The sequence below is a fragment of the Faecalibacterium sp. OF04-11AC genome (assembly GCF_003460645.1).
Classification (GTDB): domain Bacteria; phylum Bacillota; class Clostridia; order Oscillospirales; family Ruminococcaceae; genus Faecalibacterium; species Faecalibacterium prausnitzii_I.
The window spans coordinates 1-20,409 of sequence record NZ_QTVP01000038.1 but is presented as its reverse complement, the minus strand read 5'-3'; the positions used below and the strand labels follow the sequence as shown (position 1 = coordinate 20,409).

General features: G+C 58.5%; 15 protein-coding genes, 6 tRNA genes, 2 pseudogenes and 1 riboswitch. Of the genes and pseudogenes, 10 read left to right on the top strand and 13 right to left on the bottom strand.

All coding sequences use genetic code 11. The features are described from left to right. Positions 1–129: 129 nt before the first annotated feature. The 5 genes and pseudogenes from DXA70_RS12475 to DXA70_RS12455 all read right to left on the bottom strand — a co-directional run bounded on the left by DXA70_RS12475 (position 130) and on the right by DXA70_RS12455 (position 8,244). Entirely contained in the window at positions 130–1,371 is a 1,242-nt protein-coding gene (locus DXA70_RS12475; RefSeq protein ID WP_128118659.1) for an aminopeptidase, read from the bottom strand. A 132-nt stretch (positions 1,372–1,503) separates the two neighbouring features. Beyond that, positions 1,504–2,924 (bottom strand): annotated as a pseudogene (locus DXA70_RS12470) (glycine--tRNA ligase). 149 nt (positions 2,925–3,073) lie between these two features. Then, positions 3,074–3,559: a 23S rRNA (pseudouridine(1915)-N(3))-methyltransferase RlmH gene (gene rlmH / locus DXA70_RS12465; RefSeq protein WP_128118658.1), complete on the bottom strand. Its 486-nt coding sequence runs from the start codon at positions 3,557–3,559 to the stop codon at positions 3,074–3,076. 259 nt (positions 3,560–3,818) lie between these two features. Further along, positions 3,819–6,065 (bottom strand): annotated as a pseudogene (locus DXA70_RS12460) (DNA gyrase subunit A). Between the two features lie 187 nt (positions 6,066–6,252). Next, the gene (locus tag DXA70_RS12455; protein WP_128118657.1) at positions 6,253–8,244 is read right to left on the bottom strand and encodes a toprim domain-containing protein; all 1,992 of its coding nucleotides are present in this window, start codon (positions 8,242–8,244) and stop codon (positions 6,253–6,255) included. Between the two features lie 261 nt (positions 8,245–8,505). On the opposite strand from DXA70_RS12455, the gene DXA70_RS12450 reads away from it, so the two are divergent. The 6 genes from DXA70_RS12450 to recG all read left to right on the top strand — a co-directional run bounded on the left by DXA70_RS12450 (position 8,506) and on the right by recG (position 11,218). Next, positions 8,506–8,581, top strand: a tRNA-Phe gene (locus tag DXA70_RS12450). A 39-nt stretch (positions 8,582–8,620) separates the two neighbouring features. Further along, positions 8,621–8,696 (top strand) — tRNA-Gly (locus DXA70_RS12445). A gap of 29 nt (positions 8,697–8,725) precedes the next feature. After that, positions 8,726–8,802 (top strand) — tRNA-Asp (locus DXA70_RS12440). An 84-nt stretch (positions 8,803–8,886) separates the two neighbouring features. Beyond that, positions 8,887–8,962 (top strand) — tRNA-Gly (locus tag DXA70_RS12435). Between the two features lie 29 nt (positions 8,963–8,991). After that, positions 8,992–9,066, top strand: a tRNA-Cys gene (locus DXA70_RS12430). A gap of 91 nt (positions 9,067–9,157) precedes the next feature. Next, positions 9,158–11,218, top strand: coding sequence for an ATP-dependent DNA helicase RecG (gene recG / locus DXA70_RS12425; RefSeq protein WP_128118656.1), 2,061 nt, complete (start codon positions 9,158–9,160; stop codon positions 11,216–11,218). Positions 11,219–11,266: 48 nt separating this feature from the next. On the opposite strand, the gene DXA70_RS12420 is transcribed toward recG, so the two are convergent. Next, the gene (locus tag DXA70_RS12420; protein ID WP_112115067.1) at positions 11,267–11,962 is read right to left on the bottom strand and encodes a metallophosphoesterase; all 696 of its coding nucleotides are present in this window, start codon (positions 11,960–11,962) and stop codon (positions 11,267–11,269) included. 172 nt (positions 11,963–12,134) lie between these two features. Between DXA70_RS12420 and DXA70_RS14845 the strand changes: the two genes are divergently transcribed. Together DXA70_RS14845 and DXA70_RS14840 are read left to right on the top strand one after the other, a co-directional pair. Then, a complete protein-coding gene (locus DXA70_RS14845) occupies positions 12,135–12,776 on the top strand; it encodes a hypothetical protein (protein ID WP_243001388.1) in 642 nt (213 codons plus the stop codon). After that, the gene (locus tag DXA70_RS14840) at positions 12,734–13,474 is read left to right on the top strand and encodes a hypothetical protein (protein WP_243001387.1); all 741 of its coding nucleotides are present in this window, start codon (positions 12,734–12,736) and stop codon (positions 13,472–13,474) included. The genes DXA70_RS14845 and DXA70_RS14840 overlap by 43 nt, the downstream gene beginning before the upstream one ends. 61 nt (positions 13,475–13,535) lie before the next feature. Here the strand turns inward: DXA70_RS14840 and DXA70_RS12410 are convergent. Further along, a tRNA-Gln gene (locus DXA70_RS12410) sits at positions 13,536–13,606 on the bottom strand. A 176-nt stretch (positions 13,607–13,782) separates the two neighbouring features. Between DXA70_RS12410 and DXA70_RS12405 the strand changes: the two genes are divergently transcribed. Together DXA70_RS12405 and DXA70_RS12400 are read left to right on the top strand one after the other, a co-directional pair. Then, positions 13,783–14,094, top strand: a complete 312-nt coding sequence (locus tag DXA70_RS12405; RefSeq protein ID WP_128118655.1) for a hypothetical protein — start codon at positions 13,783–13,785, stop codon at positions 14,092–14,094. A gap of 93 nt (positions 14,095–14,187) precedes the next feature. Beyond that, on the top strand, positions 14,188–14,361 hold the full coding sequence (locus DXA70_RS12400; protein WP_022256039.1) for a hypothetical protein: 174 nt from the start codon (positions 14,188–14,190) through the stop codon (positions 14,359–14,361). Between the two features lie 169 nt (positions 14,362–14,530). On the opposite strand, the gene DXA70_RS12395 is transcribed toward DXA70_RS12400, so the two are convergent. From DXA70_RS12395 to DXA70_RS12375, 6 genes are all read right to left on the bottom strand, one after another. Further along, positions 14,531–15,529, bottom strand: coding sequence for a glycosyltransferase family 2 protein (locus tag DXA70_RS12395; protein WP_128118654.1), 999 nt, complete (start codon positions 15,527–15,529; stop codon positions 14,531–14,533). Between the two features lie 132 nt (positions 15,530–15,661). Further along, positions 15,662–16,801 carry a ribose-phosphate pyrophosphokinase gene (locus DXA70_RS12390; protein WP_128118653.1) on the bottom strand — a complete coding sequence of 380 codons (1,140 nt, stop codon included), beginning with the start codon at positions 16,799–16,801 and terminating at the stop codon, positions 15,662–15,664. Between the two features lie 239 nt (positions 16,802–17,040). Next, positions 17,041–18,195, bottom strand: coding sequence for a methionine adenosyltransferase (gene metK / locus DXA70_RS12385; RefSeq protein WP_128118652.1), 1,155 nt, complete (start codon positions 18,193–18,195; stop codon positions 17,041–17,043). 111 nt (positions 18,196–18,306) lie between these two features. After that, positions 18,307–18,408: riboswitch (SAM riboswitch) on the bottom strand. Positions 18,409–18,586: 178 nt separating this feature from the next. Beyond that, the gene (gene deoC / locus DXA70_RS12380) at positions 18,587–19,252 is read right to left on the bottom strand and encodes a deoxyribose-phosphate aldolase (RefSeq protein ID WP_128118651.1); all 666 of its coding nucleotides are present in this window, start codon (positions 19,250–19,252) and stop codon (positions 18,587–18,589) included. 17 nt (positions 19,253–19,269) lie between these two features. Further along, positions 19,270–19,407, bottom strand: a complete 138-nt coding sequence (locus tag DXA70_RS13825; RefSeq protein WP_022257488.1) for a hypothetical protein — start codon at positions 19,405–19,407, stop codon at positions 19,270–19,272. Positions 19,408–19,601: 194 nt separating this feature from the next. Beyond that, a complete protein-coding gene (locus DXA70_RS12375) occupies positions 19,602–20,216 on the bottom strand; it encodes a GtrA family protein (protein ID WP_128118650.1) in 615 nt (204 codons plus the stop codon). Between the last annotated feature and the right edge of the window lie 193 nt (positions 20,217–20,409).

Genomic DNA, 20,409 nt, shown 5'->3' with positions numbered 1-20,409 from the left:
CCCCCCTTTCGACACTTGTGTGCCACCTCCCCGCCGGGGCGAGTCTTTCCTAGCAGGGGAGCCCTTGGCAGGCCGGGCAGGTTTTATGTTTTATCGAAAGCAGCCGGGCCCTGCGGCCAAGGGCAGGCCTTACAAAACCCAGACACCGTTCTCAAACAGGGTCACGGTGCGGCCATCGCGGCACTTGCCGGTGATCTTGCTGTCCTCCGCACCGATCATGACGTCCTCGTGGATGGAAGACTGGTTCATGCCGCGGGCCAGCAGCTCTTCCTTGGAAAGAGTCGTGCCGTTCCGGGTGGTGCCGGGATAGCTGGCGCCGAACGCAATGTGGCAGGCGGCGTTCTCATCGAACAGAGTATTGTAGAAGAGCGCGCCGCTCCGGTTGATGGGGCTGGAAGCAGGCACCAGCGCCACCTCGCCAATGTGGCAGGCTCCCTCATCGGTGCTCAGGAGCTGGCCCAGCAGCTCCGCGCCCTCCTCGGCCCCGTGCTCCACCACCTTGCCGTCTTTGAACGTCACATGGAAGCCCTTGATGAGCTGGCCGTTAAAGACGTAGGGCTTGGTGCCGTAGACGATGCCGTTGACCTTCTCCTTGTGGGGTGCCGTGAAGACCTCTTCGGTGGGGATGTTGGGCAGGAAGAACACGCCTTTTTCGTTCTTGCTGCCGGCACTCTCCCAGAGGGCCTTGTCGGCAATGCCCACGGTCAGGTCCGTGCCGTTGCTGCTCTGGAAGTGGACGCTTTCGAGGTCGAAGGCGTTCATTTTCTCGCCCAGAGTGGTCAGGCGGTCCAGATGTGCTTTCCACTCGTTGACGGGGTCGCCGTTCGTCACACGGCAGACGTCAAAGATGAGCTGCCACAGCTTCTCGATGGCGGCTGCCTCGTCCAGCTCCGGGAACATCTTTTTGGCCCAGGGAGCACTGGGCATGGCGGCAATGGACCACTGCACCCGGTCGTTCATGGTGTACTCACGCCACGGAGCCATATATTTGCGGTTGGCCGCATTCACCCGGCTGATCTTGGCCCCGTCCAACCCGGCATAGACCTCCGGATCATCCGCGAGGAGATGCAGGATGCAGACGCCGCACTCGCTCTCGGCGTAGTCGAGATAGCGGCGCAGCTGGTAAGGTTTGAAGTCGCTCAGGGCTTCCTCGCTGCCCAGCTCCATCCGGGTGCGGGAAACAGCGTTGTCGCTCCAATCCACCTGCACGTCCCGGGCACCGGCCTCATAGGCGCTGCGCACGCACAGGCGGGCCAGCGGGGCGGCCTCCAGCGGGCAGCGGATGATGAGGGTCTGGCCCGGCTGGGGATTCACACCCACCCGGACGATAAAATCGGCATATTTTTTCAGAAGTTCGTTAAAGTTTTCCACGAAAGGTTCCTCCTGCGGTGTAAACCGTGTTTATTTTGTTTCAGTATACCCGTTTGGGGCGGAAATGTCCACAACCCAAACATAAAAGAGCCGCTCCCTTTTGTGCGGGAACGGCTCCGGAACAATCGTCTTTTAGAACTCGATCTTGCTCTCGATGTAGCTCTTCAGCTCAGCGATGGGCATACGGACCTGCTCCATGGTGTCGCGGTCACGGACGGTGACGCAGTTGTCCGCAGTGATGCCCTTGGCCTCGTCGCCCACGGTGTCAAAGTCCACGGTGATGCAGTACGGGGTGCCGATCTCATCCTCACGGCGGTAACGCTTGCCGATGGAACCGGTATCGTCGTAGTCCACCATGAAGTACTTGCTCAGCTCGTTGCGGATCTCCATGGCCTTGTCGCCCAGCTTCTTGCTCAGGGGCAGCACAGCACACTTGTAGGGAGCCAGAGCCGGATGCAGATGCAGCACGGTGCGGATATCCTCCTTGCCCTTGCTGTCGGTCAGGTGCTCCTCATCGTAGGCCTCGCACAGGAATGCCAGCGCACACGGTCACAGCCCAGAGAAGGCTCGATGACGTAGGGGATATAGTGCTCGTTGGTCTCGCTGTCGAAGTACTCCAGGCTCTTGCCGGAAGCCTCCTGATGGCGGGTCAGATCGTAGTTGGTACGGTCTGCAATGCCCCACAGCTCGCCCCAGTCGGTGAACGGGAACGCATACTCGATATCGGTGGTAGCGCGGCTGTAGAATGCCAGCTCCGCGGGCTCGTGGTCACGCAGGCGCAGGTGCTCTTTCTTGATGCCCAGGCTCAGCAGCCAGTTCTCGCAGTAGTCTTTCCAGTAAGCAAACCAGTCCAGATCGGTGCCGGGCTTGCAGAAGAACTCGCACTCCATCTGCTCAAACTCGCGGGTGCGGAACGTAAAGTTGCCCGGGGTGATCTCGTTGCGGAATGCCTTGCCCACCTGGCAGACGCCGAACGGCAGCTTGCGGCGGGTGGTGCGCTGGATGTTGGCAAAGTTGACAAAGATGCCCTGTGCCGTCTCGGGGCGGAGATAGCAGGTGGAAGAGCTGTCCTCGGTGACGCCGATGGCCGTCTTGAACATCAGGTTGAACTTACGGATGGGGGTGAAATCGTGCTTGCCGCAGACGGGGCAGACGATGTCCTCATGCTCTGCAATGAACTGGTCCATCTCGTCGAAGCTCATGGCATCGACGTTGACCTCCGGGTGCTCCTCGCCAATGAGCTTATCGGCGCGGTGGCGTGCCTTGCAGGCGCGGCAGTCCAGCAGGGGGTCCGAGAAGCTGGAAACGTGGCCGGTGGTCACCCAGGTCTGGGGGTTCATGATAATGGCAGCGTCCAGGCCGACATTGTAGGGACTCTCCTGCACAAACTTCTTCAGCCATGCTTTCTTGACGTTGTTCTTGAACTCAACGCCCAGGGGGCCGTAATCCCAGCTGTTGGCCAGACCGCCGTAGATCTCAGAACCGGGGAAAACATAACCACGGTTCTTGCAGAGATTGACGATCATATCAAGGGTCTTTTCGCTCTGTTCCATTGTTATAACATCCTTTCCGTCCGCGGCTGGCTTGCCGTGTCGTGTGTGTTGTTTCGGGCAGCTTTCCCCACTGCCGCGTATTCTTACTGTACCATGTTTTTTCCTTCTTGTAAAGTGGAAGAGGGCCGCATCCGCGGCCCTCTTCCACTTTACTTATGATATTTCATGCCGGCATTGATGGTGCAGGCACGGTAGATCTGTTCCGTCAGCACCAGGCGGGCCAGCTGGTGGGGCATGGTGATCCGCCCCATGCTGAATTTCAGGGCTGCGGCCCGCTTGACCTCGTCCGCCAGGCCGTGGGAGGAGCCGATCACGAACGCCACGTCCCCCGCCCCGCTGTTTGCGCGGTCCGCCAGGAACTGCGCCAGCTCTTCGGAGGAGATCTGTTTTCCCTCAATGCAGAGCGCCACGATGGAAGCGCCTTTCCGGACACTGCTCAGGATGGCTTTACCCTCTTTTTCCAGCGCCTTTTTCACGACGGCATCGGAGGCGTTTTTCTCCTCGATCTTCTCTTCCGGCAGCTCAATGATCCGGAAATTTGCAAAGGCTGCCAGCCGCTTCTGATACTCGGCCACCCCCTCCGCAAAATATTTCGCGTTCAGCTTGCCGACACAAATCAGGTCGATATTTTGCATTATAGCTTCCTCTTTTCAGGATAAACGATTTAAACTTGTCTCCGCTACTGCTTGAACTCCCTCAGTCACAGCTTACGCCGTGCCAGCTCCCTCGGAGAGGGAGCCTCTGGCGAAACCGGACACTTTGCAATTCAACCAGAAGCTTTGCCACCATGCCAAAGGCCCCATCTCAGAGGCCGACTTCCCCCGCGCCGGGGGAAGATGTCACCGCAGGTGACAAAAGGGGGAATCTGGCGCCACAGGCGACTGGGGGAGTTCTTTACAGCAGGCTCATCTGCTCTCCCTCGTCTTCGGCGCGGATCAGAGCACCCGTGGCGGGCAGGCTGCGGACGCGGTAGCGGTGAGGGTTGGTCAGCTCCAGCGTGTCCGCCGGGACGACGGAGGCAATGCGCTGGTTCTTTTTCAAAGTGACGACGGCCACGCCCTGGCTGTCGCGGGTGGTCTTGGCCGGGATCTGCGCCGTGCCCACCAGCAGCATCCGGCTGGCGCTGGTGCGGATGGCCAGCTCCGTCTCCTCGGGCAGGTAGAGCATCAGCGAGAGCTCTTCCTTATCGCTGTATGCCTTGAGCAGCTTGCGGCGGTTCTGCTTGGTGGCGTAAGAGCTGAGGGGAATTTTCGCGCACTTGCCGTTGGCAAAGAAGAAGTACATATAGCCCGCGTAATCGCCGGTAATGACCATGGCGAGGATGTTTTCCCCCTCGTCCATGCCCAGACGCCCGGCAGGTAAATGCCCATCTGGGCCACCTTGCCATCCTCCAGCTCGGCCAGACGCACTTTGTACACCTGCTGCTTGTCCGTGAAGAAGAGCGATTCCATGTTGTTGCGGGTCTCCACCTGCTGGATGATCTCATCGCCCTCTTTCAGCTTGTGGGCACCGGCGGTGCGCAGGCTCTGGGGCGGGATCTTCTTGAGATAGCCATCGCGGGTAAAGAAGACGGTGACGGGGTAATCCGGCACGGTCTCTTCCTCTGCACCGTTCTCCTCCTCGGGCAGGTCGTAGAGAATTTCGCTGCGGCGGGGCTGGCCGTACTTCTTGGCCACCTCGTTCAGCTCGTTGATGATGATGCGGCGGATGCGGGCGGGCTTTGCCAGCACGTCGTTCAGGTCCGCGATGTCCTTTTCCAGCTGCTCGATCTCGCTGGTTCGCTTGAGGATATACTCACGATTCAGGTGGCGGAGCTTGATCTCGGCCACATAGTCCGCCTGCACCTCGTCGATGCCAAAGCCGATCATCAGGTTGGGGACCACTTCCGTCTCTTCTTCCGTGGTGCGGATGATGTGGATGGCCTTGTCGATGTCCAGCAGGATGGCGGCAAGGCCCTGCAGCAGGTGGAGCCGCTTTTCTTTGCCGTGGAGGTCGTAGTAGGTGCGGCGGCGGACGCACTCCATCCGGAACGCCGTCCACTCCTGCAAAATTTCCCGCACGCCCATGACTCTGGGCTGGCCGGAGACCAGAATGTTGAAGTTGGCGCTGAAGCTGTCTTCCAGCGGGGTGGCCTTGAACAGCTTTGCCATCAGCTTGTCCGCGTCCACGCCCCGCTTGAGGTCCAGCGTCAGCTTCAGGCCGTTCAGGTCGGTCTCGTCGCGCATGTCGCTGATCTCTTTCAGCTTGCCCGCCTTGACCAGCTCCGAGATTTTATCCATGATGGCTTCCACCGTGGTGGTGGGCGGGATCTGGGTGATCTCCAGCATGTTCTCGCCGGGCACTACGTTGTACTTGGCCCGGACCCGGACACTGCCGCGGCCTTTCTCGTAAATTTCCCGCATCTGGCTTCATCATAGATGATCTGGCCGCCGCCTACAAAATCCGGGGCGGGCATCGTGGTGGCGATGTCATGCTTGGCGTCTTTCATCAGGCGATGGTAGTGGCACACAGCTCCGCCAGATTGAACGAGCAGATGTTGCAGGCCATGCCGACGGCGATGCCCAGCGTGTTGTTGGCCAGAATGGTCGGGAACGTGACCGGCAGCAGCGTAGGCTCCGTGGTGGAGCCATCGTAGTTGGGAACGAAATCAACGGTTTCTTTGTCGATGTCCCGGAACAGCTCTTCACAGACATTTTCGAGCTTGGCCTCGGTGTAACGGGCCGCCGCGCAGGACATATCCCGGCTGTAGGCCTTGCCGAAGTTGCCCTTGCTGTCCACAAAGGGGACCAGCAGGCTCTCGTTGCCCCGGCCCATGCGGACCATCGTGTCATAGATGGCGGCGTCGCCGTGGGGGTTCAGGTGCATGGTGCTGCCCACGATGTTGGCGGACTTGGTGCGGGCCCCCTTGAGCAGGCCCATCCCGTACATCGTGTAGAGCAGCTTGCGGTGCGCCGGCTTGAAGCCGTCGATCTCCGGCAGGGCGCGGGAGACGATGACGCTCATGGCGTAGGGCATGTAGTTGGTCTCCAGCGTGCGGGTGATGGGGTCTTCCAGCACGCTGCCCGCGTTTAAAATTTCAACGCCCTCGCCCAGCTGCGGGCGGACGGGCTTTGCTACTTTTTTTGAAGATTTTCTTGGCATAATTTCCTCTATTCTAAAGTCATCGAGCCAAACCTCTCAGTCTCACTTCGTTCGACAGCTCTCCTACAAAGGAGAGCCAAGAGGACGGCTGCGTTTTCGGGAAATTGCATCTGGATGATGCCGTTGACTTGCCTCCCCTTTTCATAGGGAGGTGGCATCGCGTCCGCGATGACGGAGAGTTTTATTTTCAGCTCACATCCAGATCGTCCAGATACTCCGCGCCGTGGGCCGCGATATGCTCCTTGCGGCCGGCCAGGTTATCGCCCAGCAGCAGGTCGAACACCCGGGCCGTCTCTTCCACATCGGTGGGCAGCACCTTGATGAGGCGGCGGCTCTCGGGGTTCATGGTGGTCAGCCACATCATCTCGGGGTCGTTTTCGCCCAGACCTTTGGAGCGCTGGATGGTGTACTTTTTGTCGCCGATCTCCTCCAGGAATGTCGCCTTTTCCGGCTCGGTGTAGGCAAAGTAGGTGTGATCCTTGGTGTTGATCTCATACAGCGGCGACTCCGCGATATAGACGTATCCCTCGTTGATGAGGGTAGGCGTCAGCCGGTAGAGCATGGTGAGCACCAGGGTGCGGATCTGGTAGCCGTCCACGTCGGCATCGGTACAGATGACGATCTTATTGAAGCGGAGGTTGTCCAGATTGAATGTCGCCAGCTCCTTGTTGTGCTTGCCGCCCAGCTCCACGCCGCAGCCCATGACCTTGATGAGGTCCACAATGACGTCCGATTTGAAGATGCGGGCATAATCAGCCTTGAGGCAGTTCAGAATTTTGCCGCGGATGGGCATGATGGCCTGATACTCACTGTCGCGGCTCTGCTTGACAGCGCCCATAGCGGAATCGCCCTCGACGATGTAGAGCTCCCGGCGGGAGGCGTCCTTGGTGCGGCAGTCCACAAATTTCTGCACCCGGTTGGCCAGGTCGATCTGGGTGGTCAGCGTCTTTTTGATGCTCTGGCGGGTCTTCTCGGCGTGCTCGCGGCTCTGCTTGTTCACCAGCACCTGCTGGCAGATCTTCTGAGCTTCCTCCGGTTTTTCGAGGAAGTAAACTTCCAGATAGTGCTTGAGGAAGTCCGTCATGGCCTGAGAGACGAATTTGTTGGTGATGGCCTTTTTGGTCTGGTTCTCGTAGCTGGTGCGGGTGGAGAAGCTGGACGAGACATAGACCAGGCAGTCCTGCACGTCCTGAAAGCTGATGGCGCTCTCGCCTTTTTTATAGAGGTTCTTCTCTTTCAGATACTTGTTGATCTGGTAGACGAACGCGGTGCGGACCGCGTGTTCCGGGCTGCCGCCGTGCTCCAGCCAGGAGGAGTTGTGGTAGTACTCCAGCATCTGCACCTTATTAGAGAAGCAGAACGCCGCGCTCATCTTGACTTTGTAATCCGGCTGGTCCTCCCGGTCCCGGCCGGAGGCCTCGCTCTCGCAGCTGTACACGGGGGTCAGGCTGTCCTCCCCGGCTACTTCGGCCACATAGTCCGCGATGCCGTGGGCGTAGCACCAGCTCTCTTTCCAGGCCTTGCCCGTGGCGGGGTCTTTTTCTTTTTCATCGGTGAAATTGAGGGTGAGCCCTGCATTGACCACCGCCTGCCGCCGGAGCACATCCTTATAGTAGCTGCCGGGCACGTCGATGTCGGTAAAGACCTCGTCGTCCGGTTTCCAGTGGATGATGCTGCCGGTACGGCGTCCCTTGTAGGGTTCTTTCTGCAGGCCGCCCACATTTTCGCCCTTTTTAAAGTCCAGATGATAATGATAGCCGTCCCGGTAGATGTCCGCCGTCATCCAGGCAGAAGCGTACTGGGTAGCGCACAGGCCCAGGCCGTTGAGGCCCAGGCTGAACTCGTAGTTGTCCTCGCCCTCGCCGTACTTGCCGCCTGCGTACATCTCACAGAAGAGCAGCTCCCAGTTGTAGCGGCCCTCGCCGTTGTTCCAGTCCACGGGCATGCCGCGGCCAAAGTCCTCCACGATCACGCTGCCGTCCTTGCAGCGGGTGACATTGATGGTGTCGCCGTGGCCGTCGCGGGCCTCATCGATGGAGTTGGAGACGATCTCAAAAATGGAGTGGGCGCAGCCCTCCACGCCGTCCGAGCCAAAAATAACAGCCGGCCGCTTGCGGACACGGTCGGCGCCTTTTAAGGAAGTAATGCTTTCATTGCCGTATTCTTGTTTTTTCGCCATATTACCCTCCCGGCCCGGCAGCACAGCGCCTGCAGGCCGAATTGTCTTTCAATTCTTATTAAACCATAGGTTGTAAAGAAAGTCAATTTTGGCTTTTGTCGCATTTTGCTCCCTGCACCGGCGGCCCAAAGCGCAAATTTCCTCTCTTATTATTCATCGTCTTCACGCATTTTTCAAGAAAAGTCTGATTTTTTTCAAAAAAATTTGGAATTTCCTCTTTACAAATCCGGAATTTCGGGTATAATAGTCATCGTCCGGTGCGCCTCTGTAGCTCAGTCGGTAGAGCAGGGGACTGAAAATCCCCGTGTCATTGGTTCGATTCCGATCGGAGGCACCACCTTTAAGATGAAATGAATTATTTCCTTTCATCTTATATGCGGCCGTAGCTCATCTGGTAGAGCGCCACCTTGCCAAGGTGGAGGTAGCGAGTTCGAGCCTCGTCGGCCGCTCCATAACGGAGCAGCAACAGTTGCTCCAATATGGCCCGGTAGCTCAGTTGGTTAGAGCACCAGCCTGTCACGCTGGGGGTCGTCGGTTCGAGCCCGATCCGGGTCGCCACATTTGAGGCGAAAGCTTCTACCTACTTTGAACATGTTTCAGGGCGTCAGAAATGACGGGTGCAAGGGTAAATGCACCGAATATGCGGCCGTAGCTCATCTGGTAGAGCGCCACCTTGCCAAGGTGGAGGTAGCGAGTTCGAGCCTCGTCGGCCGCTCCAAATGGAGTGGTAATCATCACTCCAAATATGGTGACGTGGCCAAGTGGTAAGGCAAGGGTCTGCAAAACCCTCATCCACCAGTTCAAATCTGGTCGTCACCTCCAAAAGATTCCCGGAAGCCGCGGCTTCCGGGATTTTTTTGTTTTTGCGGCATTCTTTGTGCTATAATAAATGCAAGCGAAAGGAGGTGGCCCCGTGGCTGCCGAGACTCACACCACCCTTACCCCGGATACCCCGGTGCGCTACCTCAAGGGCGTCGGGCCCAAAACGGCCGAGCGGTTTGAAAAACTGGGCATCGTGACCCTGGCCGATCTGCTTTGCCACTACCCGCGCCGGTATTTGGATTTTTCCAAGCCCTACACCATTGCCACCGCCCCGCTGGACACCGAGTGTGTCGTCAAGGCGGAGGTATTCGCCAAGCCCGGCGGGCGCGTCCTGCCAGGTGGGCGGCGGATGGAGCGGATCACCGCCGGGGACGATGTTTCCAGTCTGGAGATCACCTGGTTCAACAACCCCTACGCCGCCCAGAAGCTGGAACTCGGGCGGGAGTATTATTTTCAGGGCATCGTCACGGGCGGGATGCTCCGCCGCCAGATGGTCAACCCGCAGGTGCGCACCGATGCACAGGTGGAGAGCATCCCCTTTGAGGCCGTTTACCCCCAGACGGAGGGGCTTTCCAGCGGGGTCATTGCCAAATGCGTCCGCCAGCTCCTCCCCCATGCAGAGCTCCTGCCCGACCCGCTCCCGCCGGAAATGCTGCAAAAGTACCGCCTGCTCTCCAAGGCGGAGGCCGTCCGGGCCATCCACTGCCCGGCCAGCGAGGAAGAGGCCTTTGCGGCGCGGCGGCGGCTCATCTACGAAGAGCTGCTGGTGCTGCAGCTGGGCATTGGCCGGATGAAGAACCGGGGTGCCGCCCGCACCGGTGCCCCCATGCAAAAGATGGACCCGGAACCGTTCTGGGCCTTGCTGCCATTCTCCCCCACCGGTGCCCAGCGCCGGGCCGTGGAGGAAATTTTAACCGACATGGCGGGCGAGACTTCCATGAACCGCCTGCTGCAGGGAGACGTGGGCAGCGGTAAAACACTGGTGGCCGCCGCCGCCATCTGGGCCTGTATCCGCAGCGGGTATCAAGCCGCTCTGCTGGCTCCGACGGAAATTCTGGCCTCCCAGCACGCGGAGAACCTCAACCGCCTGCTCTCCCCCTTTGGGATGCGAGTGGCCCTACTGACCGGCGGGATGAAAGCCGCCGCCCGCCGCGCCACGCTGGCCGCCATCCGGGACGACGAGGCCGATTTAATCGTCGGCACCCACGCCATCCTCAGCGAGGGCGTGGAATTTGCCCGGCTGGGCCTGGCCGTGGTGGACGAGCAGCACCGCTTCGGGGTGCGCCAGCGGGGGATGCTGGCCGAAAAGGCCGAGAACCCCCACCTGCTGGTCATGAGCGCTACCCCCATCCCCCGCACGCTGGGCCTGCTGATCTACGGCGACCTGGACATCTCCATTCTGGATGAGCTTCCGCCGGGCCGCAAGCCGGTCAAGACCCGGTGCATCACCGGCAAAAAGCGGGAAGCGCTGTACGGCTTTTTGGACCGGGAGATCGACGCCGGGCGGCAGGTGTATCTCGTCTGCCCCGCCATCGAGGAAACGCCGGACGGCGGGCTGAACGCCGTCAAACGCTATTATGAGGACATTGCCAAGGCCCTGCTGCCCGAGCGGCGGGTGGGCCTGATGCACGGCAAGCTCAAGCCCAAGGAGAAAGCCGCCGTCATGGAGGATTTCAAGGCCGGGCGGCTGGACGCCCTCGTCTCCACCACGGTCATCGAGGTGGGCGTGGATGTGCCCAACGCCACGGTCATGGTCATTGAAAACGCCGAGCGGTATGGCCTGAGCGCCCTGCACCAGCTGCGGGGCCGGGTGGGCCGCGGCGCGGCCGAGAGCTGGTGCTTCCTTGTCAGCGACAACACCAGCGAAAATGTCCAGAAGCGGCTCAAGTTCCTCTGCTCCACCTCGGACGGTTTCGCGGTGGCCCAGTACGATCTGGAGACCCGCGGCCCCGGCGATTTCTTCGGCAGCCGCCAGCACGGCCTGCCCACCCTGCAGATCGCCGACCTGATGAACGACACCCGCACCCTCCACGCCGCCCAGAGCGAAGCGGTGGCCCTGCTGGCCGAAGACCCGCTGCTGGAACACCCGGACCACGCCCTGCTGGCCGCTCAGGTGCAGCAGATGTTTGAGAAAGCCGGGGCAATGAATTGAACCGGTATAAAAAGCAACGGACGAGCCGCCGGGCCCGTCCGTTTTGCTTTATGGATGCCTTGAAAATTTCGCGTGCCGCTCCCCCATGCAGACCACGTCGCAGAAGACGCAGCGGCTTTTGGTGGAGAGCTGCACGTCCTTGTGGTAGCAGCCGAAGAACCACTTGGTATAGGTCAGCTTGAGGAGAATTTTATCAAGGAAGAGATGCAGGCGGTTGCTCTCGCCGGAGGCCAGAGCGGAAAAATCCAGGAACCTGCTTGGGGCGTCGTGGGTCAGCACATAATCTACCTGCCAGCTGTTTGCTTCCAGGTTCGCCTCGCAGGCGGCATATTCTTCGTCGGAGGGCATCTCCTGAGGCCACCAGTTCACACCGGCTTCCCGGTCATCTTTGTCCGGACTTTCCGCCCCGCCAAAGCAGAGGTATTTTTTGCCCTCCAGCTCCAGCACGCTGCCCCGGCAGACATGATACACATTGCCGCCCAGTGCCTGCACTTTGCCGCCAAACAGTTCCACCGTGGGGTACTGGGCCAGCAGGTCATAGTTTTCGTGGGAGCCGTCCAGAAACAGCAGGGTGTAGGGGCGCTTGCGCAGCCAGTCCAGCTTTTTCTGTTCCGCCTTGCTGCCGTCCCACACAAACCCGAAATCGCCCAGCACCAGCACCACGTCCCGCTTGCCCAGCCAGCGGAGCTTGCCGTGCTTGAAGCGGTCCAGCTCGCCATGCGTATCACCTGTGAGATATACCATCCATTTCCTCCCTGCCGTTTTGTGAAACAACTGCAAAAGCCTTGTCACACCCCGGCAAACCTGTTATTATAAAGTATGAAGCCGTTCGGCTTTGTTTTTTGCTCATTTCTCCGGGCGCAGCACCGCCGCCCCGGCTTTTTATATGATATCGCTTTTTAAAGGAATTGTCCACATGAAACGTATTTTTGCACTCTTTCTGTCGTTTGCTGTCCTGTTCAGCTGCCTGAGCGTGACAGCCAGCGCCATGTTCGACCCCAGCCCTGTCTATGACGTCAAGGCCCAGAGCGCCTATGTCGTCAACACTGACACCAACATCATCGTCTACGAAAAAGACAGCCAGAAACAGGTGTCCGCCGGGGGCCTGACCAAATATATGACCATTGCCCTGCTGCTGACCAACTACGCCGACCAGCTGGACAACACGTTCCAGATGCCGTTTGCCATCTCGGACTACGTCCACAACACGGACAACGCCGACATGCGCTCCAACGAAACGTTCACCTACCGGGAGGCCATCTATGCCATGGTCACCCGCAACGCCAACGAGGCCGCCATGGGCCTGGCCTATTCCCTCTCCGGCGGCGATTTAGCCGGCTGGGTGAGCCAGATGAACACCCTCTCCCAGCGCATTGGCACCACCAACAGCACCTGGACGGACGCCTGCGGCCTGGACAGCGGCAACGTGACCACCGCCGTGGATATGTACCTCATCCTGCGGTATCTCATGAGCTTTGATGCCTTTGTGGAAATTTCCTCGCTCCCACGTTCACGATGCCCGCCAAGGAAAAACACGCCAAATCCTTTGTTCTGCTGAGCCAGAACGTGGCCCTGAACAAGACCAGCGGCGGCAAATTCTACCGCAGCGCCATGCAGGGCGGCATGTGCGATGTGATGGCCTACAAAAACGACAACGGCAACCAGAGCTACGTCTCCTGGGCCAACAAAAATGGCTCCACCTATATTTTCTGCATCATGCAGAGCCCGGACACCTGCGACGATTACGGCTATGCCAACCGCCGCCCGGCCCTGTATGAGACCGTCCACCTCATCGACTGGGTGTTTGACAGCTTTTCCATCCAGGCCGCGCTGGACACCGATTTAGCCTTGGCCGAAATTCCGGTCAAGTATTCCTCGGACACCGACACCCTGCAGCTTTACCCCGATGACAACATGATGACCCTGCTGCCCTCCTCCAGCGACGGCTCCGTCACCCAGAAATATTTCCACCTGCCGGACTACGTCTGTGCTCCCATCCAGCAGGGCGATGTAGTAGGCACCGTGGAGCTCAAGCTGGCCGGTGAGACCATCGGCGTGGTCAATCTTGTGGCCGGGCAGGATGTGAACCGGAACGCCGTCCTCTTCACCGTGGACAAATTCCAGGAGTTCCTGCACAGCCTCTACCTGAAAGTGGTCATCGCCCTCAGCATCCTCTCCGCCGCCATTTACGGCCTCTGGCTGCTGCTCAACGCGTGGCACGGGAGAAATGCGCCGAAGAAGATCCGGCGGCACTGAAAATCGAAAAAAGACAGCAAAAAGCCGCCCGGTGCGTAACAGCACACGGGCGGCTTTTCAGTTGCGCCAGCAGGAGTCGAACCTACGATGGGGGAGTCAAAGTCCCCTGCCTTACCGCTTGGCGATGGCGCATCAGTAGAAAATAGTATATCATATTTTTTCAAAATCCACAAGAGCCGTTACACGCATTGCGTGTATTTTTTGCTTCCCTCTTTCGGATGAAATTTCGTTCTTGTGTGCGCGCGGCGGCTATGGTATGATGGGGCTGTAAAATCCCGGATTTTTCAAGACAGAAAGGAGCGCTATGTATGTATTACCCGATCTTCAGCATTGCACTGGGAGCCCTGCTGCTTGTCCTGGGCGTCTGTGATGTCTGCAAACGCAAAATCACCTGGGGATACTCGTCTCGCATGAAGTCCAAAGAGCGGGAGATCTGGCAGCGCTGGGTCGGCGTGCTGGAGCTCATCCTCGCGGTGTGTGAGTTTTCTTACGTCTTTTTAACAAAGATGCAGCGCGCCACTTCGTTCCTCTTCGCCGTTCTGGTGCTTTCTTCGGTCTGTATCCTTGGGCCTTACTACCACTGGAAGCATGAGCACAAGGATGACCCGGATAATCAATGAAACCTCTCACCGCTCCATCCCGCAGATGCGGGCGTGTCGCGGAGCTCCCCTGCCAGGGGAGCTGAATTGCAGGATCAGAAAGGAGTTTTTACGATGGGTCCTTGGTATTATGAAGTCGTCAGCTTTGACGGCGATTACGTCAACCTCCGCCGCACCGACATTGAAAGCGACGAACTGAACCCCGTGGCGCTGGCCCTGCTGCCGCCGGAAATCGAGGTAGGCAGCAAGATCAAATGCGAATACTTCCAGTACGAGATCATTGGCTGATCAAGGAGGCCATTTTCCATGTATCAGGCATCTCCGGAACGCGATCGAACCATCCCCTACCGCCGAAGAGCTGGCCGCCATTGACAGCATCCGCCTTCAAATTTTAAGATCCTCAACAAAAAATCTCCCTCGACGTTTCATCGCCGGGGGAGATTTTGCATTTGCTCTGTTATTTCAGGTCAAACCGGACGATGACCAGCCGGTACCACAGGTAGGGCACCATGTTCCAGATCATCCAGAGCTCCATCAGGATATAATGGGGCAGGTCGCGCCAACGGAACGGGCGCTTGCCCAGCTTCCCGGCCTTGAGCAGGTCGAATGCCTCCTGCATCCCCTTGTCCCAGGCCTCGCCAAACCCCTGCTTGTGGAACTTGTAGCACTTGAGCAGATAGCCCAGTGCCAGCGGCAGGAAGTTTAAAATCAGCATGAGGAGCGGCTCGTTCTTGAGCGGGAGCAGGATGCTGTTCCGGCCGCTCTGCTGGCTCTTGAACGCGTTGTACTTCACCGCGCCGGTGCTGGCGCCGCAGATGTGGTAGCACTTGGCCGTGGGGCAGAGCACGTTTTTGTAGCCTGCATTGTTGGCCCGCCAGCTCAGGTCCACATCCTCAAAGTAGGCAAAGAAGTTCTCGTCAAAGCCGCCGATCTCGTCCAGAATGCTCTTGCGGTAGAGCGCCGCGCCGCCGCAGGCCGAAAAGATGCGCTTCTGTCTGGTGTAGCGGCTGGCTCTGCGGCCATCGCCTGTCTTGCAGGCAAACCCCATCCAGGTGACGTAATCGCCTGCGTCGTCGGCCAGTTCCCGGTCAAAGTGGCGGATCATCAGGCTCTGCACCGCGAAGATCTTCGGGTCCTGCTCCGCCGTGCGGATCAGTTCTGCCAGCCACCGGGGCTCGGCAAAGGCATCATTGTTGAAGAGCACCACAAACTCGCTCCGGGCCCGGGCAATGCCCTGATTGACGGCATGGGAAAAGCCCGTGTTGTACCCGTTTTCAATCAGGGTGAAGTTGGGCCGGGTACAGTAGCCGCGGGCCTGCTCCAGGCTTTCGTCCGTGGAGCCGTTGTCCACCACGATGAGCTCAAAGTCCTGCTCGGTCTGGGCGTAGACCGACTCAATGGAATCTTTCAGCCAGCCTTTGCCGTTGATGTTGGGGATGACGATGGTTGCTTTCATACGTTTGCTGCTCCTACCTTGCTCGATTACCCTGACAGTATACCATACTCCCAGCCAAAAGAAAACCGGCCCACGCAAAAACTGCCGCACAGCACAGGGCTGTACGGCAGGAAATGCTTTTGGGAAAAACGCTTACTTGCGGTTTGCCAGCAGGGCCTCGATCTTCTTGATGGGGTCGATGATGCTGGAAACGGACATATCGTGGTTCAGAGCCACAATGAAGTATGCCGCGTACTTGGAAACATCGACATCGACGTACCAGTCACGGTTCAGCAGCTCCGGCTTGCGGTAGGTCAGGTTGGTACCGACGACATAGTCCAGGGTGCCCTCTTCCACAGCCTTGTCGAACTTATCCAGGCCGCTGGTGAAGAGCGGGAACGTTGCATCCGCGATGATCCGCTTTGCGCCGCGGGCCTTCAGGTTGCTGGCAACCTCCAGCATGCTCTCGCCGGAAGCAATGATATCATCGGCGATGAAGACGGTCTTGCCCTCCACGGAATCGCCCAGATACTCATGGGCCACGATGGGGTTGCGGCCGTTGACGACGCGGGTATAATCGCGGCGCTTATAGAACATGCCCAGGTTGCAGCCCAGCACGCTGGAGAAGTACATATTGCGGTTCATAGCGCCCTCGTCCGGACTGACCACGATGAACTTTTCCTTATCAAAGGAGATATCGGGGTTCTTCTTGAGCAGGTTCTTCAGTACCTGATAGGTGGGCATGGCGTTGTCGAAGCTCATCAGAGGCACGGCGTTCATCAGGCGGGGGTCGTGTGCATCAAAGGTGATGATGTTCTTCACGCCCATGGCCTGCAGCTCCTGCAGGGCCACGGCGCAGTCCAGGCTCTCGCGGACCACACGGCGGTGCTGACGGCCGCCGTACAGGCTGGGCATGATGACGGACACGCGGTGTGCCTTGCCTGCCACAGCCTGGATGAGACGCTTGAGGTTTGCAAAATGGTCATCCGGGGAGAGATGGTTCTCATAGCCGAACAGATTATAGGTGACGCTGTAGTTGCCCGGGTCCACGACAATGTAGATATCATCGCCGCGCACAGACTCCTTGACGAGGCCCTTTGCGTCGCCGCTCTGGAAACGGGGGCACTCGGCGGGGATGATGAACGTCTCCTTATCAATGCCAGCTTCGTTGGCCCAGCGCACCAGATGGTTGTCGATGAGGCTGGTAAGCTCCTCGGCACCGGGGCAGCAGATCAGGCGCAGGTCAGCGACCTTCGTCTGCAGAAAACAGTCCTTAGGGTTGATGGCAGACATAGTTACACTCCTTAATATTCCTTTGTCAAAAATCAGTGTTCAGGTGTTAAAGTGCACATCCAGTTTTATTTTATCACAAATTCCCTCTTTCGACACCAGAAACTTGCATCCAACCCGCATTTTCTGCGCCTTGCACAGCTGTTTTTCCTTTTTGAGACGTACTCTGTGAGTTTTTTACAAAAGGCATACTTTTATGCAAAAAAGCGATGCACAAATGTGCATCGCTCTTTGCAACAAACTTACAGGGCAGCCACGGCAGCCTTGAGTTCTTCCACGCGGTCGGTGTTCTCCCACTTCACGCCCAGGTCCTCGCGGCCCATGTGGCCGTAGGCGGCCAGCTTGCGGTAGATGGGCTTGCGCAGGTCGAGATCACGGATGATGGCGGCGGGGGTCAGGTCAAACACCTTTTCCACAGCCTGCTCGATCTTCTCGTCCTCTACCGTGCCGGTGCCAAAGGTATCCACCATGATGGAGACGGGCTTTGCCACGCCGATGGCGTAAGCCACCTGCACCTCGCACTGCTTGGCCAGGCCGGCAGCCACGATGTTCTTAGCCACCCAGCGGGTCGCATAAGCGGCGCTGCGGTCCACCTTGCTGGGGTCCTTGCCGGAGAACGCGCCGCCGCCGTGGCGTGCATAGCCGCCGTAGGTATCCACGATGATCTTACGGCCGGTCAGACCGGTATCGCCCTGGGGACCGCCCACAACAAAGCGGCCGGTGGGGTTGATATAATACTTGGTGTTCTCATCCAGCAGCTCGGCCGGGATGGTAGCCTTGATGACCTTTTCCATGATATCCGCGCGCAGCTGCTCCATAGGCACGGCCTCGCTGTGCTGGCTGGAGATGACCACGGCGTCCACACGGGCGGGCTTGCCGTCGATATACTCCACGGTGACCTGGCTCTTGCCGTCCGGGCGGAGGTAATCCAGCTCGCCGCTCTTGCGCACCTCGGTCAGCTTCTTGGCCAGCTTGTGGGCCAGGCTGATGGGCATGGGCATCAGCTCCGGGGTCTCATCGCAGGCATAGCCAAACATCATACCCTGGTCGCCTGCACCGCCGACCTCATCGTTGGTGCCGAGGGCGATATCGGGGCTCTGGCCGTCCACATTGGAGATGACGGCGCAGGTGTCGGCGTCAAAGCCGAACTTGGCGCGGGTGTAGCCGATATCGGCCACGACCTCGCGGACGATCTTCTGGAAATCGACATAGCAGTTGGTGGTGATCTCGCCCATGATGTGGACCATGCCGGTAGAGGCACAGGTCTCGCAGGCCACGCGGGCCTCGGGGTCGTGGGTCAGGATCTCGTCGAGGATGGCATCGGAGATCTGATCGCAGATCTTGTCGGGATGTCCCTCGGTAACGGACTCGGAAGTAAACAGATGATGCTTTGCCATAAAATTTTCCTCCATAGCGTAGCGTTGTGGATATTCTTCTACAGCTTCCTACACAGACTTCAAGGTTTGCGCAAATAAAAACGCTCAGAACCGAAGTTCTGAGCGTTTGCACTCTTATCTTTCGGTTTCCCGCAGGATTTGGCACCTTATGTGTGATACACACAGGTTGTCGGGCTTCACAGGGCCTGTCCCCTCAGCCGCTCTTGATAAGTCGGTATTCAGTTGTTTCGTGTGGTATTCTATCATCCCTGCGTCAGATTGTCAAGAGAAAGTCGCACTTATTTCAGCATTTTTCTGGAATTGATGCAAAATCCCCTCCCGTACAGGGAAAAACGCAGAAAAGGGCACAGCCGAAGCTGTGCCCTTTGCCGGTTCCCTTGCAAATAGATCCTTAGTAGCCCTTGGCCTGCTCGCCGTTCAGGATCTTCACGGCGCGGGAAGTGCCCAGACGGTCCGCGCCCAAAGCCAGGAATTTCTCCATGTCGTCCACGGTGGAGATGCCGCCGGCAGCCTTGACCTTGCAGCGGCCACGCACGCCCTTGACCATCAGCTCCACATCATGGAAGTTGGCACCCGCGGTGGAGAAACCGGTGCTGGTCTTGATGTAGTCCGCACCGGCCTCGCAGACGATGTCGCACATCTTTTCTTTCTCTGCGTCGGTCAGCAGGCAGGTCTCAATGATGACCTTGAGGATCTTATCGCCCACAGCCTCTTTCACCGCGCGGATGTCCTCGCGGACAGCATCGTATTCTTTGTTCTTCAGGCGGCCGATGTTGATGACCATGTCCACCTCGGCGGCACCGTTCTCAATGGCAGTCTTCGCCTCAAATGCCTTGGACTTGGTATCCATGGCGCCCAGGGGGAAGCCGACGACGCAGCACACGGGGATGCGGCCTGCCATGTACTCCACCGCCTGCTTGACGTAGCAGGTGTTGATGCAGACAGAAGCAGTGTGGTTGGCAATGGCCTCATCACAGAGGGTCTGGATCTGGGGCCAGGTAGCCTCGGGTTTCAGCAGGGTATGGTCCACATGGGACAAGATCTCTTCACGGGTCATGCTCTTTCCTCCTAAACTCAATTTTTGTTGGCACGGCGTACTTTTGCCATGCCCACCGCGCTGAGTGCAATGGCCGTTACCGACGCTGTAGCACCAATGATGCCCAGCACCAGGCCGGAAACCAGGAATGCAAAGCCTTTCAAACCACGTTTCATAATACCGTACCTCCTGAAAATAATGTGCAAAACCTCCCCGTCATCGCTGCGCTCTGGTCTGCACATCTGCCGGGAGGCTTCCTCTGTCTTGGCTCCCCTTAGCAGGGGAGCTGGACGCGCCCAGGCGCGGCCTGAGAGGTTTTCGTACAAATCAAAACACAAATGCCTGCATTCCGCAACGATGACCGGAAGCTTTACTTTTTAAAAATAATGCGTTTGCTGAACAGATAGTTCAGCACCACAACGATCACATTGGAAAATACCTTGACGCACAGCCCCCACAGCTCCTGCGCCTCCATGCGGCTGGTGACAAAAATGGCCGTGGGGCCGTCGGCACCGCCGATGATGGCAATGGCCGCGGAACCATCCGAGATGCCCGGAGGCGTGCCCAGATAGCTCGAAGCCATCTGCACCGTCGTGTCCGGGCCAAACCAGTGGAACGCATGGGTCAGCAGGCCGCTCATGAGGCTGTCCATCAGCGCCGCGCCCTGGGCCGCCAGCAGGTTGCCCAAAACCAGCATGATGGCGGCGTCCAGCAGCAGCGTGCCCAGGCGGCAGGAGACAAAGGCTGTAAACTCTTTTGCCTGCTCCCTGCCCCGCGTTTTGCTGCGGAACACGAACGCCCGGTTGGTGGCGTAGGCAAACAGGATGCAGAGGATGTTATCCAGCACATTGCCCCAGCTGTTGGCGGCGGTATAGCCGAACAGCCGGTTGAACAGCGCGTACAGCAGGATATTGAGCAGGGTGGTCAGCACCCCAAAGATCAGGTAGCTGAGCACTTCCCAATGTTTCTTGAGCCATTGTATCATAAGGTTTTCCCTTTCTTGTCAACTGGCTTGCCCTCTCCGTCATCGCTAACGCGATGCCACCTCTCCCAAAGTGAGAGCTTTGGCAGTCCGTAAAGTCTATAGAAAACGCCATGCGTCTATGAGAAACAAAACCTCTTTGCCAAGGGCTCGCCCCTTTGGGAAAGACTCCCTCCGGCCGAGGGAGATGTCGCGT